Source organism: Pseudomonas sp. GW821-FHT04D07 (assembly GCF_059420225.1).
Window position 1 is genome coordinate 106,663 of record NZ_JBWKTH010000002.1, and the last position, 15,596, is coordinate 122,258.

13 protein-coding genes are annotated in these 15,596 nt (G+C 62.8%); 3 read left to right on the forward strand and 10 right to left on the reverse strand.

The features are described from left to right. Nucleotides 1-135: 135 nt before the first annotated feature. The 5 genes from AC07T0_RS04060 to AC07T0_RS04080 form a co-directional block, all read right to left on the reverse strand. On the reverse strand, nt 136-1,158 hold the full coding sequence (locus tag AC07T0_RS04060; protein ID WP_494999973.1) for a putative 2-aminoethylphosphonate ABC transporter substrate-binding protein: 1,023 nt from the start codon (nt 1,156-1,158) through the stop codon (nt 136-138). A 53-nt stretch (nt 1,159-1,211) separates the two neighbouring features. Beyond that, nucleotides 1,212-2,936: a putative 2-aminoethylphosphonate ABC transporter permease subunit gene (locus AC07T0_RS04065; RefSeq protein WP_494999974.1), complete on the reverse strand. Its 1,725-nt coding sequence runs from the start codon at nt 2,934-2,936 to the stop codon at nt 1,212-1,214. A gap of 1 nt (nt 2,937) precedes the next feature. Beyond that, nucleotides 2,938-4,014, reverse strand: a complete 1,077-nt coding sequence (locus tag AC07T0_RS04070; protein ID WP_494999975.1) for a putative 2-aminoethylphosphonate ABC transporter ATP-binding protein — start codon at nt 4,012-4,014, stop codon at nt 2,938-2,940. A 337-nt stretch (nt 4,015-4,351) separates the two neighbouring features. Then, nucleotides 4,352-5,215 (reverse strand): LysR family transcriptional regulator, encoded by an 864-nt coding sequence (locus AC07T0_RS04075; RefSeq protein ID WP_494999976.1) that lies wholly within the window; start codon nt 5,213-5,215, stop codon nt 4,352-4,354. 17 nt (nt 5,216-5,232) lie between these two features. After that, entirely contained in the window at nt 5,233-7,590 is a 2,358-nt protein-coding gene (locus AC07T0_RS04080) for a heavy metal translocating P-type ATPase (protein WP_494999977.1), read from the reverse strand. An 84-nt stretch (nt 7,591-7,674) separates the two neighbouring features. Between AC07T0_RS04080 and cadR the strand changes: the two genes are divergently transcribed. Continuing rightward, complete coding sequence (gene cadR / locus AC07T0_RS04085) at nt 7,675-8,121, forward strand: Cd(II)/Pb(II)-responsive transcriptional regulator (protein ID WP_494999978.1); 447 nt, start codon at nt 7,675-7,677, stop codon at nt 8,119-8,121. A gap of 129 nt (nt 8,122-8,250) precedes the next feature. Here the strand turns inward: cadR and AC07T0_RS04090 are convergent, their stop codons facing one another. The 3 genes from AC07T0_RS04090 to AC07T0_RS04100 form a co-directional block, all read right to left on the reverse strand. Beyond that, the gene (locus tag AC07T0_RS04090) at nt 8,251-9,222 is read right to left on the reverse strand and encodes a thymidylate synthase (protein WP_494999979.1); all 972 of its coding nucleotides are present in this window, start codon (nt 9,220-9,222) and stop codon (nt 8,251-8,253) included. Between the two features lie 48 nt (nt 9,223-9,270). Continuing rightward, the gene (lgt, locus tag AC07T0_RS04095; RefSeq protein WP_494999980.1) at nt 9,271-10,107 is read right to left on the reverse strand and encodes a prolipoprotein diacylglyceryl transferase; all 837 of its coding nucleotides are present in this window, start codon (nt 10,105-10,107) and stop codon (nt 9,271-9,273) included. Nucleotides 10,108-10,232: 125 nt separating this feature from the next. Continuing rightward, nucleotides 10,233-11,015, reverse strand: coding sequence for a sulfite exporter TauE/SafE family protein (locus AC07T0_RS04100; protein WP_494999981.1), 783 nt, complete (start codon nt 11,013-11,015; stop codon nt 10,233-10,235). A gap of 110 nt (nt 11,016-11,125) precedes the next feature. Here AC07T0_RS04100 and AC07T0_RS04105 point away from each other — a divergent pair, with 110 nt between their 5' ends. Continuing rightward, nucleotides 11,126-11,872: an NRDE family protein gene (locus tag AC07T0_RS04105; RefSeq protein WP_495000287.1), complete on the forward strand. Its 747-nt coding sequence runs from the start codon at nt 11,126-11,128 to the stop codon at nt 11,870-11,872. A gap of 10 nt (nt 11,873-11,882) precedes the next feature. Here AC07T0_RS04105 and ptsP read toward each other — a convergent pair whose 3' ends face one another. Together ptsP and AC07T0_RS04115 are read right to left on the reverse strand one after the other, a co-directional pair. Then, on the reverse strand, nt 11,883-14,156 hold the full coding sequence (gene ptsP / locus AC07T0_RS04110) for a phosphoenolpyruvate--protein phosphotransferase (RefSeq protein WP_494999982.1): 2,274 nt from the start codon (nt 14,154-14,156) through the stop codon (nt 11,883-11,885). Nucleotides 14,157-14,177: 21 nt separating this feature from the next. Beyond that, nucleotides 14,178-14,657: an RNA pyrophosphohydrolase gene (locus AC07T0_RS04115; RefSeq protein ID WP_040071746.1), complete on the reverse strand. Its 480-nt coding sequence runs from the start codon at nt 14,655-14,657 to the stop codon at nt 14,178-14,180. A gap of 143 nt (nt 14,658-14,800) precedes the next feature. On the opposite strand from AC07T0_RS04115, the gene AC07T0_RS04120 reads away from it, so the two are divergent. Continuing rightward, nucleotides 14,801-15,457 carry a histidinol-phosphatase gene (locus AC07T0_RS04120; RefSeq protein WP_494999983.1) on the forward strand — a complete coding sequence of 219 codons (657 nt, stop codon included), beginning with the start codon at nt 14,801-14,803 and terminating at the stop codon, nt 15,455-15,457. The last annotated feature ends 139 nt before the right edge of the window (nt 15,458-15,596 follow it).

A 15,596-nucleotide genomic window follows, 5' to 3' on the forward strand; every position in this document is an offset into this window, starting at 1 on the left:
AGGGGAATGGCCGCTGCGCGGTTCGCGGGCAAGCACCGCTCCCACAGATCCGTGTCGTACGCACATGATGTGTTCGACGCGAACCTGTGGGAGCGGTGCTTGCCCGCGAAGAGGCCCGCGAGTCAGACAAAGATGTTACTGAGGCAATTTCTCCGACTTGCCGTCATAGCGCTTGCGCCATTCAGTAAGAATTTCGTCGCGGTTCTTCGACGCCCAGACAAAGTCGTTCTTGATCAGACGCTGCTCGTAGTCCGCCGGCAGTTCGGTCTGCGGTTTGGCAATGCCCGGCTGCGCCAGCACGGCGAAGTTTTCCTTGTACAGCTCCATGGCCGCGGGGCTGGACGAGAAGTCCGCCAGCTTCTTCGCCGCCTCTTCATGCGGCGTACCCTTGATCACCGCAGTAGCCTCGATCTCCCAACCCAGGCCTTCCTTCGGCAGGATGATGTCCAGTGGCGCACCCTGGCGCTTCAGCTGCACCGCCGGGTATTCAAAGGAAATACCGATCGGGAACTCGCCCGCCGCCGCCAGCTTGCACGGCTTGGAGCCGGAGTGAACGTACTGGCCGATGTTCTGGTGCAGCTCATCCATGTACTTCCAGCCCTGCTGCTGGCCAAAGGTCTGCAACCAGGCGCTGACATCCAGGAAGCCGGTGCCGGAAGAGGCCGGGTTCGGCATCACGATCTTGCCCTTGTACTCGGGCTTGGTCAGGTCCTGCCAGCTCACCGGCTTGCTCAGGTGCTGCTTCTCGGCTTCGACGGTGTTGAAGCAGATGGTTGCCGCCCAGACGTCCATGCCGACCCACGCCGGCGGGTTCGCCGCGTCACGGTAGTGGTTGCCGATCTTGCCCAGGTCCTTGGGCGCGTAGCTTTGCAGCATGCCCTGCTGATCGAGGATCGCCAGGCTGGAAGCCGCCAGGCCCCAGACCACGTCAGCCTGCGGACGCGCCTTCTCGGCCAGCAGCTTGGCGGTGATAATGCCGGTGGAATCGCGCACCCACTTGATCTCCACGTCCGGGTAGGTGGCCTCGAAGGCTTTCTTGTAGGCGGTCAACTGCTCGGACTCGAGGGCCGTGTACACGGTCAACTCGGTTTTCGCGGCAAAGGCATTCAGGCTGAAAGCAGTGAGGACAGCAGCGGCAAGAGCCAGGGGCTTGAACATGATGCGGTTCCTTGGTGAGTGCGGTTGGGGTTGGGCAAAGCGTTGGCGCGGGATCAATGGCCGGGCTCGGTCTGCCGCCAGGCCTGGGAGCGGCGCAACACGCCGCGCGAAGCCCAGGCCAGCAGCAGCGACACGGCCACCGAGGTAAACAGGATCAGACTCGACATGGCGGCGGCACCGCCGACATTGCCGGCGTCATCCATGTTCAGCACCGCCACCGCCGCAAGGATGGTGTCGGGGCTATAAAGAAAGATCGCCGCCGACACCGTGGTCATCGCCGAGACGAACAGGTAGCGGACGATGTCGAGCAACGCCGGCAGGCAGATCGGCAGCGTGACCCGCAGGTAGTGCCGGTAGAGCGGCGCCTTGAGCGACAGGGCGGCGGCCTCGAACTCGTTGTCGAGTTGGCGCAGCGCGGTGCTGGCGGTCATCTGCGCGGTGGTCAGGTAATGGGCGATGGTGCAGACCACCAGCAGGGTCATGGTCCCGTAGAACACATTCAACGGGTTGCCGTTGAGGTTGAAGAAAAACACGTAGCCCAAGCCCAGGACCAGACCCGGAACCGCCATCGGCACAAAGCCGAGAATGCGCAAGGCCAGGTTAAGGCCACTCTGGCCGCGGGTTTTCTCCATCAGGTAGGCCCCGGTGAAAATCAGCCCACTGCCCATCAGCGCCGTGCACAGCGCCAGGGTCAGGCTGTTGCGGTAGGCCAGCCAGCCGCTGCCGGTGGTCGCATTGAAGGCGTAGTGACTGAACGACAGCGACAGGTTGTACGGCCAGAACTTCACCAGCGACGAGTACACCGCCATGCCGAATACCAGCAGCAGGGCCGCGCAGATCAGCAGCACAATCACCAGGTAGCAGGCATCACGCCGCCATGACGGCGCCGCTTTGAACACCTGGGCGCGCCCGTTCATGGCCTCGCCATGACGCCGCCGCAGCCAGGCATCGACGACAAAACTGAACAGCGCCGGCAGTAACAGGATCATGCCGATCAAGGCGCCACGGCCGAACTGCTGCTGGCCGACCACTGCCTTGTAGGCTTCGAGCGCCAGCACCTGATAGTCGCCGCCCACCACCACCGGCACGCCGAAGTCGGTGATGGTCAGGGTGAACACCAGGCAGAAAGCGGCGAACAGCGCCTGGCGACTGGCCGGCCAGGTGATGCTGCGAAACGCCTTCCAGGGCCCGGCGCCCATGCTCGACGCAGCGTCGAACAAGCGCGCATCGGCCAGGGACAAGGCCGAGATCAGGATCATCAGGGCATGGGGAAAGGTGTAGATGACTTCGCCGAGGAGCATGCCCCAGAAACCGTAGATATTCTCTGACAGCAGGCCACGCAACAGGCCCTGGTTACCGAACAGGTAGACCAGCGCGATACCCGGCAACATCGACGGCGCCATCAGCGGCAACAGCGACAAGGCGCGCCACAACGGCTTGGCCGGGATCAGCGTGCGTTGCAGGGCGTAGGCAAACAGATAAGCCAGCGGTACGACGATGGCCGCAACGCTGAGGGAAACCTTCAGGCTATTGCCCAGCAGCCAGTGGAAATTGTCGCTGTTCAGCAGTTCCTTCGCCGCGACCCAACCACCGCCCTGCCCGGCTTCACTGCTGAAGCCGCGCCAGAAGATTGCCAGCAACGGCAGCAGCACCGCCACACCCAGCAGGCAAAGCCAGAGCAGCTTGCCGCCGACCACGAACAGGCGGTCGCCGAGGCCGACCCGGGCGGTCTTCACGCTCGACTGCCGGGACAGGGGCAGGCTGATTTCCGCGGCCATCTCAGGCAAACACCTGGAGGCTGTGGGGTGGCAAGGCCACCCAGATATCCGGCGCACCGAGGCGCGGCATGTCCTGTGGGCCGACTTCGGCCAACAGCGCGTGCCCGGGCAATTGGTTGAGTTCGAAACGCATGCGGCAGCGATTGCCGAGAAAGGTGATTTCACGCACCCGCGCCGGGAACAGGTTTTCCTCATGCACCGCTGGGTTGACGTTGATCGCTTCAGGGCGGCAGAACAGTCGACCGGAGGCGGCGCGGGCGCTGCCATCGGCCAGGCGCACATCCATGCCGCCGACCCGCGCATGGCTGTCGCTGCTGCGCTGGAACGGCAGCCAGTTGCCCTGGCCAACGAACTCGGCGACGAACGGCGTGGCCGGCTTGTCGTAGATTTCCTGGGGCGTGGCGTATTGCTCGACCTTACCGTTGTTCATCACGGCGATGCGGTCGGCCATCAGCATGGCCTCGTCCTGGTTGTGGGTGACCATCAGGGTGGTCACGCCAAGGTTGCGTTGCAGCTGGCGCAGCTCGGTGCACAGATGCTCACGGACCCGGGCGTCGAGGGCCGACATCGGTTCGTCGAGCAGCAACAGCGAGGGCGCCGGGGCCAGGGCGCGGGCCAGGGCCACCCGTTGTTGCTGGCCGCCGGAGAGCTGGCCGGGGTATTTCTTTTCGCTGCCGAGCAGGCCGACCAGTTCCAGCATCTGACCGACGCGCTTGCGGGTTACCTCGCGGCCACTGCCGGCGAGACCGTAGGCGATATTCGCTTCAACCGTCAGATTGGGGAACAGCGCGTAGGACTGGAACAGGATGCCGTAGTCGCGGGCTTGTGGCGGCAGGTCGGAGACATTGCGTTCGCCGAGGAACAGCTCGCCGTCGTCCTGACGCTCCAGGCCGGCGATGCAGCGCAACAAGGTGGTCTTGCCGCAGCCGGACGGGCCGAGCAGGCAGACCAGCTCGCCGGCGGCCACGTCCAGGGAGACGTTGTCCAACGCGGTGAAGGCGCCGAAGCGCTTGCGCACACCACGGACCTTCATCGGGGCGCCGGGGTTGGCCAGGGCGTTGGCGATCGAGTTGTTCATGGACGGACCTCATCAAGCGGATGAGGGTCATGCTAGGGAGCGAATGCGTAGGCTATGTGGCAACGAGGCCAAAGCTACCGATAGTGGTATTGGTAGATTTGGGTTGGGGATCGGTGTTGTCCGGACTGACGCTTTCGCGGGCAAGCTCCGCTCCCACAGGTTTTCTACCGTATACGAAACTTTGGTACGACACGAACATTGTGGGAGCGGAGCTTGCCCGCGAACCGCTCCCACAGGTTTGCTACCGTATACGAAACTTTGGTACGACACGAACATTGTGGGAGCGGAGCTTGCCCGCGAACCGCCGCGCAGCAGGCGGCCATTCACCACGGAACTATCAGGCCGGCGCCATTTCCTGCGCCAACCCCAGAAACGCCGCTGGCAGGCGCGCCGCCTTGCGTTCCTTGAGGCAATACAGGTACTCGGCGATCTGCGGCGCGTTCTCCAGGCTCAGAACCCGCAACTGCGGGTCATGCGGGACTTCCTGGCGAGCAATCAGGCTGATGCCGATATTGCGCAGCACCGCCTCGCGGATCGACTCACGACTGCCGATCTCCAGCAGCGGCCCGAAACTCACCCCGGCACCGTGCAAAAACTCCTCGGTCAGGCGACGGGTGGTCGAGCCCACCTCGCGCATCAGCAGGCAATGCCCAGCCAGCGCGCTCAGCGGTACATGATCGTGCACCGCCAACGGATGATTGCGATGCACCGCCAGGACCAGCGGGTCGCTGCCCAGCAAACGGCGGATCAGGCGCGGGTCGTCGAGCAACTGCGACGAGGCCGCCACATCAACCCGATAATCCTCCAGCGCCTCCAGCACCTGCTGGGAGTTGCCGATTTCCACCGATACGTCCACCTGCGGCAGGCGCTCGCGAAAGGCCTTCACCAGATCGAGGATGTAGTACGGCGCCGTCGCGGCAATGCGCAAAGTGCCCTGTACCTGCCCGGCGTTACGCAGGAAAAACTCGATATCGGCCTCCTGCTGCAACAGCGTCTTGACCATCGGCAGCAAACGCGCGCCATCTTCACTGACGCTCAGCCGCCGACCGCCGCGATAGAACAACTCGACCGAGTACTGGCTTTCCAGATGGCGGATCTGGGTGGTCACCGTGGGCTGGCTGAGCCCGAGCTTTTTCGCCGCCAGGGTGATGCTGCCCAGGCGGGCGACCATGTAAAACGCCTTCAGCTCGGCACTCAGCACATCACTCTCTCATTCGTTTACTTGCGCAACAGACGCAACCCGTTGAACACCACCAGCAGGCTGACGCCCATATCGGCGAACACCGCCATCCACATGGTCGCCAAGCCCAGGAAGGTGACCGCGAGGAAAATCGCCTTGATCACCAGGGCCAGGGCGATATTTTGCCTGAGGATACGCGCGGTCTGGCGCGAAAGGCGAATGAAAGCCGGGATCTTGCGCAGATCATCGTCCATCAGGGCGACATCGGCGGTCTCGATGGCGGTGTCGGTACCAGCGGCGGCCATGGCGAAACCGATCTCGGCGCGGGCCAGGGCCGGGGCATCGTTGATGCCGTCGCCAACCATGCCGACCTGATGGCCACGGGTATACAGCGCTTCGATGGCCAGCAGTTTGTCGCTGGGCAGCAGGTCGCCGCGGGCCTCGTCGATCCCGACCTGGGCGGCAATGGCGGAGGCAGTGTGGACATTGTCCCCGGTCAACATCAGGGTCTTGATCCCCAGCGCGTGCAACTCGCGGATCGCCTCACGGCTGGAGGCCTTGACGGTATCGGCCACGGCGAACAACGCCAGTGGACCGGAGTCGTCAAGCAACAGCACCACACTCTTGCCTTGTTTTTCCAAGGCGAAGAGTTTTTCTTCCAGGGCCGCCGAGCAGAGGCCGAGGTCTTCCACCAGCCGATGATTGCCCAGGTGATAACCCTTGCCGCCGACCTCGCCGCGCACGCCACGCCCGGCCAGGGCCTCGAAGGCTTCGACATCGCGCAGCGCCCACTGTTTGTCCCGCGCATCCTTGGCAATCGCCAGGGACACCGGGTGATCGGAGCGCGCCGCGAGGCTGGCGGCGATCAGCGGTGCAGTCTCGAGAAACAGTGGGTTGAGGGTCAGGTAGTCGGTCAGCACCGGCTTGCCATGGGTGATGGTGCCAGTCTTGTCCAGGGCCAGGTAATCGAGCTTGTGCCCGCTTTCCAGATACACCCCGCCCTTGACCAGGATGCCCTTGCGGGCGGCGGCGGCCAGGCCGCTGACGATGGTCACCGGGGTCGAGATCACCAGCGCGCACGGACAAGCAACCACCAGCAGGACCAGCGCCCGGTAGATCCAGTCGAACCACAGACCATTCATGAACAGCGGCGGCAGCACCGCCACCGCCAGGGCGAAGGCGAATACCGCCGGGGTGTAGATTTTCGCGAAGGTGTCGACGAAACGCTGGGTCGGTGCCCGCGCGCCCTGGGCCTGCTCGACGGCATGGATGATCCGCGCCAGGGTCGAATTCCCCGCCACCGCCGTCACCCGATAGTCCAGCGAGCCAGCCTGGTTGATGGTGCCGGCGAAAACCTTGTCACCCGGGTTCTTCTCGATCGGTAGGCTTTCACCGGTGATCGGTGCCTGATCGACACTGGAGCTGCCATAGACCACTTCGCCGTCGAGGCCGATGCGCTCACCGGGTCGCACCCGCACCAATGCGCCCAGTTCAATGCTTTTAACCTCGCGTTCGGCCCATTCGCCGTCAGCCTGGCGCACCGTGGCCTTTTCCGGCGTCATCTGCATCAGGCCGCTGATGGCGTTGCGCGCGCGGTCCAGCGACTTGGCTTCGATCAACTCGGCGATGGTGAAGAGGAACATCACCATTGCCGCTTCCGGCCACTGGCCGATCAGTACGGCGCCGGTCACGGCGATGCTCATCAGCGCGTTGATGTTCAGGTTGCGATTCTTCAGGGCGATCCAGCCCTTTTTATAGGTGGTCAGGCCGCCGCTGAGGATGGAAACCAGCGCAATGATTGCCACCACCCAGGTCGGGGCCACGGCGGTGAAGTGAATCACTTCGGCGACCAACGCGCCGACACCGGACAGTGCCAGGGGCCACCAGGGCTTTTTCACTGGCGGCTGGCTTGGGGTTTCGGCGCTCGCGCCTTCTTCCAGCGGCTCGGCCTGCATGCCCAGGGACTGGATGGCCGCGACAATTGGTGTAGTCGACGGCAGGTCATGGGTGACACCGAGGATCCGATTGATCAGGTTGAACTCAAGCTGCTGCACACCCGCCAGCTTGCCGAGCCTGTTCTGGATCAACGTCTGCTCGGTGGGGCAGTCCATGGCTTCGATGCGGAAACGGCTCAACCGTGCGTCGGCGCTGGTGGTCTCACTGAGTTTGATCAGCGCGGGCGCTTCGGCGCTCGAACAGCAGCTGTGCGCAGGCCCGGCCGCCCCATGGGAGTGGGAAGCCTTCACCGGCTGGAGGACACGAAAAGACTGAGGCGCCGGCTTATCGGCAGGACCGTGGTCATGGCCGTGATCGTGATCGTGATCGTGATCGTGATCGTGATCAGCATGCGCGTGATCGCTGCCGGGTTTGGGCGAAGTATGGATGGAGTCGCTCATGGGGTACGTCCCTGAAAGTGCTTGTTGCCAAGTGAACACCCTGTAGCCACTATAGGGTCAAGCACCCATTGGCGAGATCGAACGATGAAGATTGGCGAACTGGCGAAACTCACCGACTGCCAGGTGGAAACCATCCGCTATTACGAAAAGGAAAACCTGCTGCCGGAACCGGCGCGCAGCGAGGGTAACTATCGCCTGTATACCCAGGCGCATGTGGAACGCCTGACCTTTATCCGCAACTGCCGCAGCCTGGACATGACGCTGGAAGAGATTCGCAGCCTGCTGGACCTGCGCGACAGCCCGCAGGATCAGTGCGAAAGCGTGAATGCGCTGATTGATGAGCATATCCATCACGTCAAGGCGCGGATTGACGGGTTGCTGGCGTTGCAGACGCAGTTGCTCGACCTGCGCCAGCGCTGTGGCGGCGGGCCGGATCTGGATCAGTGCGGGATTTTGCAGCGGTTGGAAGTCAGCGGCAGCGTGGTGGCGGCTGAAGAGCATTCACATGTCGGAAGAAGTCACGGGCATTGAGGGCCCTTTCGCGGGCAAGCTCCGCTCCCACATTGGGTCCTGAGTCGTACACACCTTCTGTGGACGGCACAAACCTAATGTGGGAGCGGAGCTTGCCCGCGAAGAAAACAACTCGGTCCAGAACCAGGCTCAGACCGCCATCGGCGCCGTCATCGGCGCATGGTGCTGGTAGCCTTCCAGTGAAAAATCGCCAGGTTCCACCAACTCCAGCCACTCCGGCTGGTACACCCCAGTCTTGGCAAACTCCGGCACACGCTCGGAAATCACCAGCTTCGGCATCGGAAACGGCTCGCGGGTCAGCTGTTCATTAAGCATGTCCAGGTGGTTTTCATACACATGGGCATCGCCAATAAAATAGGTGAACCAGCGCGGCGTATAACCGGTCAGACGCCCGATCAGGCTCAGCAGCGCGGCGCCTTCGGTCAGGTTGAACGGCGTGCCCAGGCCCAGGTCATTCGAACGGATGTAGAGGGTCAGGGAAATCTCCTTCGTCTCCACATTCGGATGGAACTGATAGAGCAAATGGCACGGCGGCAAGGCCATTTCATCCAGCTGCGCGCAGTTCCAGCCATGGAACAGGATCCGCCGGCTGCCCGGGTCCTTGATGATGGTGTCGACGCACTGGCGCACCTGGTCGATGGCCTTGTACAGCACCACATAGGCCAGGCCGTTTTCCTCACCCTCGGCAATCTGCCGGTAACCCTGGCCCAAGGTCTGCTCGATAGCCGCGACGTTGCTCTTGGCAATCTGCTTGTACGCCGGCCATTTACGCCACTGCACCCCATAGATCTCGCCCAGGTCGTCTTCGCCCTGGCGGAACGGGTTGGCCAGCCACTGGGCGTTTTCGTTGGCGTTCTGGTCCCAGACCTTGCAGCCCAACGCACGAAACTCAGCGGCGTTGTTCACCCCACGGAGAAAACCGCACATCTCGCCGACGGCGGACTTGAAGGCCATCTTGCGGGTGGTGATCGCCGGGAAACCTTCCTTGAGGTCATAGCGCAGCATCGCCCCGGGAAAACTGATGGTGTTCACCCCGGTACGATTGGCCTGCTTGGTGCCGTTGTTGATGACGTGGGCGACCAGTTCGAGATATTGCTTCATGAGTTACCTGCATCCTTGAATGCGGGGCCCGTGGGCCCCGATCCGAATTTAAAGCGCGGCGCCTTTCGCGGCCGGTGGAGTCGCGGCCGGTGGAGTCGCGGCGCGGTGATAGGCGAACCACAGCAAGCCCAGGCCGCCAATGATCATCGGCAGACTGAGAATCTGCCCCATGGTCACCCAGCCGAACGCCAGATAGCCGAGTTGCGCATCCGGCACCCGGACGAACTCGACGACAAAACGGAAAATCCCGTAGAACAACGCGAACATACCCGAGACCGCCATGGTCGGCCGCGGCTTGCGCGAGAACAACCAGAGGATCACGAACAGGGCCACACCTTCCAGCGCGAACTGATACAGCTGCGACGGGTGACGCGGCAACTGGGCCGGGTCGCTGAACGGCGGGAAGACCATCGCCCACGGCAAATCAGTCGGTTTGCCCCACAGCTCGGCGTTGATGAAGTTGCCGATACGCCCGGCGCCCAGGCCGATTGGCACCATCGGCGCGACAAAGTCCATCAGTTGGAAGAACGACTTGCCGTTGCGCCGACCAAACCACCAGGCGGCAATCATCACCCCGATAAAGCCACCATGGAACGCCATGCCGCCCTTCCAGACCTCGAAAATCAGCGTCGGGTTCGCCAGGTAAGCGCTCAGGTCATAGAACAGCACATAACCCAGACGCCCGCCGACGATCACGCCCATGGCCAGCCAGAAAATCAGGTCGGAGAGTTTTTCCTTGGTCCAGGTCGGGTCGAAACGGTTCAGGCGCCGGGAGGCCAGCAGCCACGCACCGCCAATGCCGACCAGGTACATCAGGCCGTACCAGTGGATTTTCAGCGGGCCGATGGCCAGGGCCACCGGGTCAATCTGCGGGTAAGGCAGCATTGCAACTCCTCGATAGAGTAAAAATTCAGGGCCCGGCGAACAGCAATCCTCCGGGCCGGCGGGTCATCTTGCAACCGCGCCATTAAGCCAATATTGCGCTTGCACGACTGAACCGAGCCTGCGGTTCAGATCAGGAACTTCAGACCGACAACGAACAACAGGCCGGCGAACAGCCGCTTGAGCAACAGCGGCGACAGCTGGTGCGCCAGCTGCACGCCGAAACGAGCAAAAAACATACTGGTCAGGGCAATCCCGAGCAAGGCCGGCAGATAGATAAAGCCCAGGCTGTGGGCCGGCAACAACGGATCGTGCCAACCCAGGATCATGAAACTCAAGGTGCTGGCCAGGGCTATCGGCAAGCCGCAGGCCGAGGAGGTCGCCACCGCCTGTTGCATCGGCACGCTGCGCCAGGTCAGGAACGGCACGGTCAGCGAACCGCCGCCGATGCCGAAAATCGCCGAAGCCCAGCCGATCACCCCTCCCGCCAGGCCAAGGCCGAATTTGCCGGGCACGCTGCGACTGGCCTTGGGCTTGAGGTTCAGCGCCATCTGCGCCGCCACCACCAGGGCGAACACACCGATGATCTTCTGCAGGTTCGGGCCGGCGATGGCCTTGGCGGTCAACGCGCCGAGGCCCGAGCCGAGCAGGATGCCCACGGCCATCCAGGCAAAGACCGGCCAGAGCACCGCACCGCGCTTGTGATGCCCGCGAATGGTGTTGAACGAGGTGAAAATGATCGTCGCCAGGGACGTGCCCACCGCCAGGTGCGTGAGGATCAGCGGATCGAACTCTTGCAGGGTGAAACTGAACACCAGCACCGGGACGATAATGATCCCGCCGCCCACGCCGAACAGCCCTGCCAGCACACCGGCACAGGCCCCCAAGACCAGATAGAGCAGAAATTCCATGCGCGACCTCGCGAAACAAGTCCGGCATGGTAACGGAAGGACGGACACGGCTCTACTGGATGGCGATGGATACCCTGAGTAGAGTGGGCAAAAACATCGAGGACCCGCTGATGTGCCTGATTGTCTTTGCCTGGCGCCCGCGCCATGCCCAGCCGCTGATCGTCGCGGCCAACCGTGACGAGTTTTATGCCCGCCCGAGCCTGCCGCTGGCGCCATGGCCCGAAGCGCCGCAGGTCTATGCGGGACGGGATCTGGAGGCGGGTGGTACCTGGCTCGGGATCGGCCCTCGGGGACGCTTCGCGGCCTTGACCAATATCCGCGATCCGCACCAGCCGGTAGCCCGGCGCTCACGCGGGGAGCTGGTGGCACGTTTTCTTACCGAGGACCTGTCGATTGACCACTATTTAGCAGAAATTCGCGCAAGATCGCTGGAATATGCCGGTTTCAACCTGCTCTTGGGCACAACGGACACGTTGTGGCATTTCAACTCCCATGAGGGCGAGCCACGCCAGCTGGCGGAGGGTGTGTACGGATTGTCCAATGCCGGGCTCGATACGCCCTGGCCGAAACTGCTCAAGGCTCGCGCCGCATTGTCCTGGGCGCTGGCCGATCCCCGACCGGAGGCCTTGCTGGCGATGCTCGGCGATCCGACGATCGCGCCGCTTGCCGAGTTGCCGGACACCGGGGTGGGCGTGGCGACCGAGAGCCTGTTGTCCAGCGTGTTTATCGCCAGCCCCAGCTACGGCACACGGGCCAGCACGGTACTGATCAGCCAGGCCGATGGCACGCGCCATCTCGTGGAGCGCAGCTTCGGACCTTATGGCGGACATCTGGGAGAGGTGGAGCTAAAGGTCTAGCTCCCCGCCCTCAATGCGTGACGGTCGGTACCACCATCCGTGACAAGCCGAGGTTCTTCAGCGCCAATTGCAAGGTACTGCGAATCACCTGCGGGTTGTCGATGCTCATCACCTGGGCCAGTAGTTCCTGGGCCTTGCTCAGGTTGATCTGGCGCAGCATCCATTTCACTTTCGGCAAGTTGGTGGCGTTCATCGACAAGCTGTCAAAGCCCATCGCCATCAACAGCACCGCCGCCATCGGATCACCGGCCATCTCGCCGCAGATACTCACCGGCTTGCCTTCTGCATGGGCGTCACGCACCACGTTCTGCAAGGCTTGCAGCACCGCCGGGTGCAGGTAGTCGTAAAGGTCCGCGACCCGTGGGTTGTTGCGGTCCACGGCCAGCAGGTACTGGGTCAGGTCGTTGGAACCCACCGAGAGGAAGTCCACCTGCCGCGCCAATTCGCGGGTCTGGTACACCGCCGCCGGAATTTCGATCATCACGCCCACGGGCGGCATCGGCACATCGGTGCCTTCGTCGCGCACCTCGCCCCAGGCCCGGTGGATCAGGTGCAGCGCCTCTTCCATCTCGTGGATGCCCGAGATCATCGGCAGCAGGATCCGCAGGTTGTTCAGGCCCTCGCTGGCCTTGAGCATGGCCCGCGCCTGCACCAGGAAGATTTCCGGGTGGTCGAGGGTCACGCGGATACCGCGCCAGCCGAGGAACGGGTTGTCTTCTTCAATCGGGAAATACGGCAGCGACTTGTCACCGCCGATGTCCAGGCTGCGCATGGTCACCGGTTGCGGATGGAACGCCGACAACTGCTCGCGATAGATCGCCAGTTGTTCCTTCTCGCTCGGGAAGCGCTCATTGATCATAAAAGGCACTTCGGTGCGGTACAGACCGACACCCTCGGCCCCACGCTGCTGCGCCCGGGCCACATCCGCCAGCAGGCCGGTGTTGACCCACAGCGGCATGCGGTGACCGTCCGGGGTCACGCAGGGCAGTTCGCGCAAGGCGTCCAGGCCCTCGGACAGCTGGCGCTCTTCTTCCACCACACCGGCGTATTGCTTGCGCAGGACTTCACTCGGGTTGGTAAACACCTCGCCGCGCGCACCGTCGACGATCATCTCGATACCGTCGACCTTCGAGTATGGCAGGTCCACCAGGCCCATGACCGTCGGAATGCCCATGGCCCGCGCCAGGATCGCGACGTGGGAGTTCCCCGAACCCAGCACCGAAACCAGGCCCTTGAGCTTGCCTTCCGGCACCTCGCCGAGCATTGCCGCGGTCAGTTCTTCGCTGACCATGATGGTGTTGTCCGGGTAGACCATGGCCTGCTGACGCTCGGATTGCAGGTAGGCCAGCAGCCGGCGCCCGAGGTCCTTGACGTCCGACGCGCGCTCGCGCAGATAGGCATCGTCCATCAGCTCAAAACGGTTGACGTGATCGGTCACCACCTGGCGCAAGGCACCCTGGGCCCATTGGCCGGTCTTGATCACGTTGGTGATTTCGCTGCCCAGGGAGGCATCGTCGAGCATCATCAGATAGACGTCGAACAACGCGCGCTCTTCCGGGCGCAACTGGGTCGCGAGTTTGGCCGAGAGCGTGCGCATATCGGCGCGCACGCCTTCGATGGCGGTCTTGAACAGGGCCAGTTCGGCGTCGATATCGACAATCGCCTTGTCTGGCACCACATCCAGGTCCGCCGGCGGCAGCATGACCACCGCCGTGCCCACCGCGGCGCCCGGCGAACCCGGCACACCGATGAACTTGGCTTCCTGGATGCCCTTGCCTTCACGCCCCAACCCGCGGATCGAGCCGGTGGCTTCGGCATGGGCGATAACGCCGGCGAGCTGGGCGCTCATGGTCACCAGGAAGGCTTCTTCGCCTTCGTCGAACTGGCGACGCTCTTTCTGCTGGATCACCAACACGCCGACGACGCGGCGATGGTGGATGATCGGCGCACCGAGGAAGGAGGCGTAACGCTCCTCGCCGGTTTCGGCAAAGTAGCGATACCGCGGGTGATCGGCGGCGTTTTCCAGGTTCAGCGGTTCTTCGCGCGTCCCCACCAGACCAACCAGGCCTTCGTTCGGCGCCATGCTGACCTTGCCGATCGAGCGCTTGTTCAAGCCCTCGGTGGCCATCAGGACAAAGCGGTTGGTTTCGGGGTCCAGCAAATAGACCGAGCAGACCTGGCTGCCCATGGCCTCTTTGACGCGCAATACAATAATGCCCAACGCCGCCTTGAGATCCTTGGCGGCGTTAACTTCCTGGACGATCTTGCGCAGCGTATTGAGCATGGCTCGGGGTCGAACTCCGTGTCAGTCGCGCGCCAACAGGCGCGGGGCAAGCTCTTTGAGCGCGCGACGGTAGACCTCGCGCTTGAATGTCACCACCTGGCCCAACGGGTACCAATAGCTGACCCAACGCCAGCCATCGAACTCCGGTTTACCGGTCAAATCCATCCGCACCCGCTGCTCGTTGGAGAGCAGGCGCAGGAGAAACCATTTCTGTTTCTGGCCGATGCACAGCGGTTGGCTGTGGGTACGTACCAGACGTTGCGGCAAACGATAGCGCAACCAGCCCCGGGTACAGGCCAGAATTTGCACATCTTCGCGTTCCAGGCCGACTTCTTCGTTCAATTCGCGGTACAAAGCGTCTTCGGGCGTTTCGTCTGGATTGATCCCGCCTTGCGGAAACTGCCATGCATCTTGGTTGATACGGCGCGCCCAGAGGACCTGCCCAGCATCATTCGTCAGAATTATCCCGACATTAGGACGGAAACCATCGGGGTCGATCACGGCAACCACCTCGCAAACGCATGTCGTCGCATTGTTCCACAAAGGTTGTGAAAGCAGCAACGAGCCTGCCTACCTTATGTGCACTCTTGTGAAAAGACCGTATTCTGGAGGTCTTTTTACAGGCTTATCAGCGAGTAACCGCAATGCGTCTGGCTTTATTCGACTTGGACAACACACTTTTGGGCGGCGACAGCGACCATGCCTGGGGCGATTACCTCTGCGAACGGGGGATTCTCGATCCGGTGGCCTATAAAAACCGCAACGATGAGTTCTACCAGGATTACCTGGCCGGCCGCCTGGACAACGCCGAGTATCTGAATTTCTGCCTGGAAATTCTCGGCCGCAGCGAGATGGCGCAATTGGACGAGTGGCATCGCGACTATATGCGCGACTGCATCGAGCCCATCGTGTTGCCCAAGGGCTTGGCGCTGCTGGCCCAACATCGGGATGCCGGCGACAAGCTGGTGATCATCACCGCCACCAACCGTTTTGTCACGGCACCGATTGCCGAACGGCTTGGGGTTGAAACCCTGATCGCCACCGAGTGCGAGATGATCGACGGTCGCTACAGCGGGCGCAGCACCGACGTTCCGTGCTTTCGCGAGGGCAAGGTGACGCGTTTGATTCGTTGGTTGGAAGAGACCGGGCATGACCTGGAGGACAGCTATTTCTATAGCGATTCGATGAATGACCTGCCGTTGCTGGAGCAGGTGGCCAATCCCGTGGCGGTGGACCCGGACCCGAATCTGCGGGCCGAGGCCGAGAAGCGTGGGTGGCCGGTGATTACGCTGCGCGGCTGATGGCCCTTTCGCGGGCAAGCTCCGCTCCCACAGGTCCCGAGCCGTACGCACCTTCTGCGCGCGACATAACCCTAATGTGGGAGCGGAGCTTGCCCGCGAAGCAGGCGACTCGGTCCCAGACCAGGCAGGTCCAGCTCCC

Coding starts and splice junctions, on each gene's coding strand:
- AC07T0_RS04060 (WP_494999973.1), bottom strand. CDS start 1,158: ATGTTCAAGCCCCTGGCTCTTGCCGCTGCTGTCCTCACTGCTTTCAGC.
- AC07T0_RS04065 (WP_494999974.1), bottom strand. CDS start 2,936: ATGGCCGCGGAAATCAGCCTGCCCCTGTCCCGGCAGTCGAGCGTGAAG.
- AC07T0_RS04070 (WP_494999975.1), bottom strand. CDS start 4,014: ATGAACAACTCGATCGCCAACGCCCTGGCCAACCCCGGCGCCCCGATG.
- AC07T0_RS04080 (WP_494999977.1), bottom strand. CDS start 7,590: ATGAGCGACTCCATCCATACTTCGCCCAAACCCGGCAGCGATCACGCG.
- cadR (WP_494999978.1), top strand. CDS start 7,675: ATGAAGATTGGCGAACTGGCGAAACTCACCGACTGCCAGGTGGAAACC.
- AC07T0_RS04090 (WP_494999979.1), bottom strand. CDS start 9,222: ATGAAGCAATATCTCGAACTGGTCGCCCACGTCATCAACAACGGCACC.
- lgt (WP_494999980.1), bottom strand. CDS start 10,107: ATGCTGCCTTACCCGCAGATTGACCCGGTGGCCCTGGCCATCGGCCCG.
- AC07T0_RS04100 (WP_494999981.1), bottom strand. CDS start 11,015: ATGGAATTTCTGCTCTATCTGGTCTTGGGGGCCTGTGCCGGTGTGCTG.
- AC07T0_RS04105 (WP_495000287.1), top strand. CDS start 11,126: ATGTGCCTGATTGTCTTTGCCTGGCGCCCGCGCCATGCCCAGCCGCTG.
- ptsP (WP_494999982.1), bottom strand. CDS start 14,156: ATGCTCAATACGCTGCGCAAGATCGTCCAGGAAGTTAACGCCGCCAAG.
- AC07T0_RS04120 (WP_494999983.1), top strand. CDS start 14,801: ATGCGTCTGGCTTTATTCGACTTGGACAACACACTTTTGGGCGGCGAC.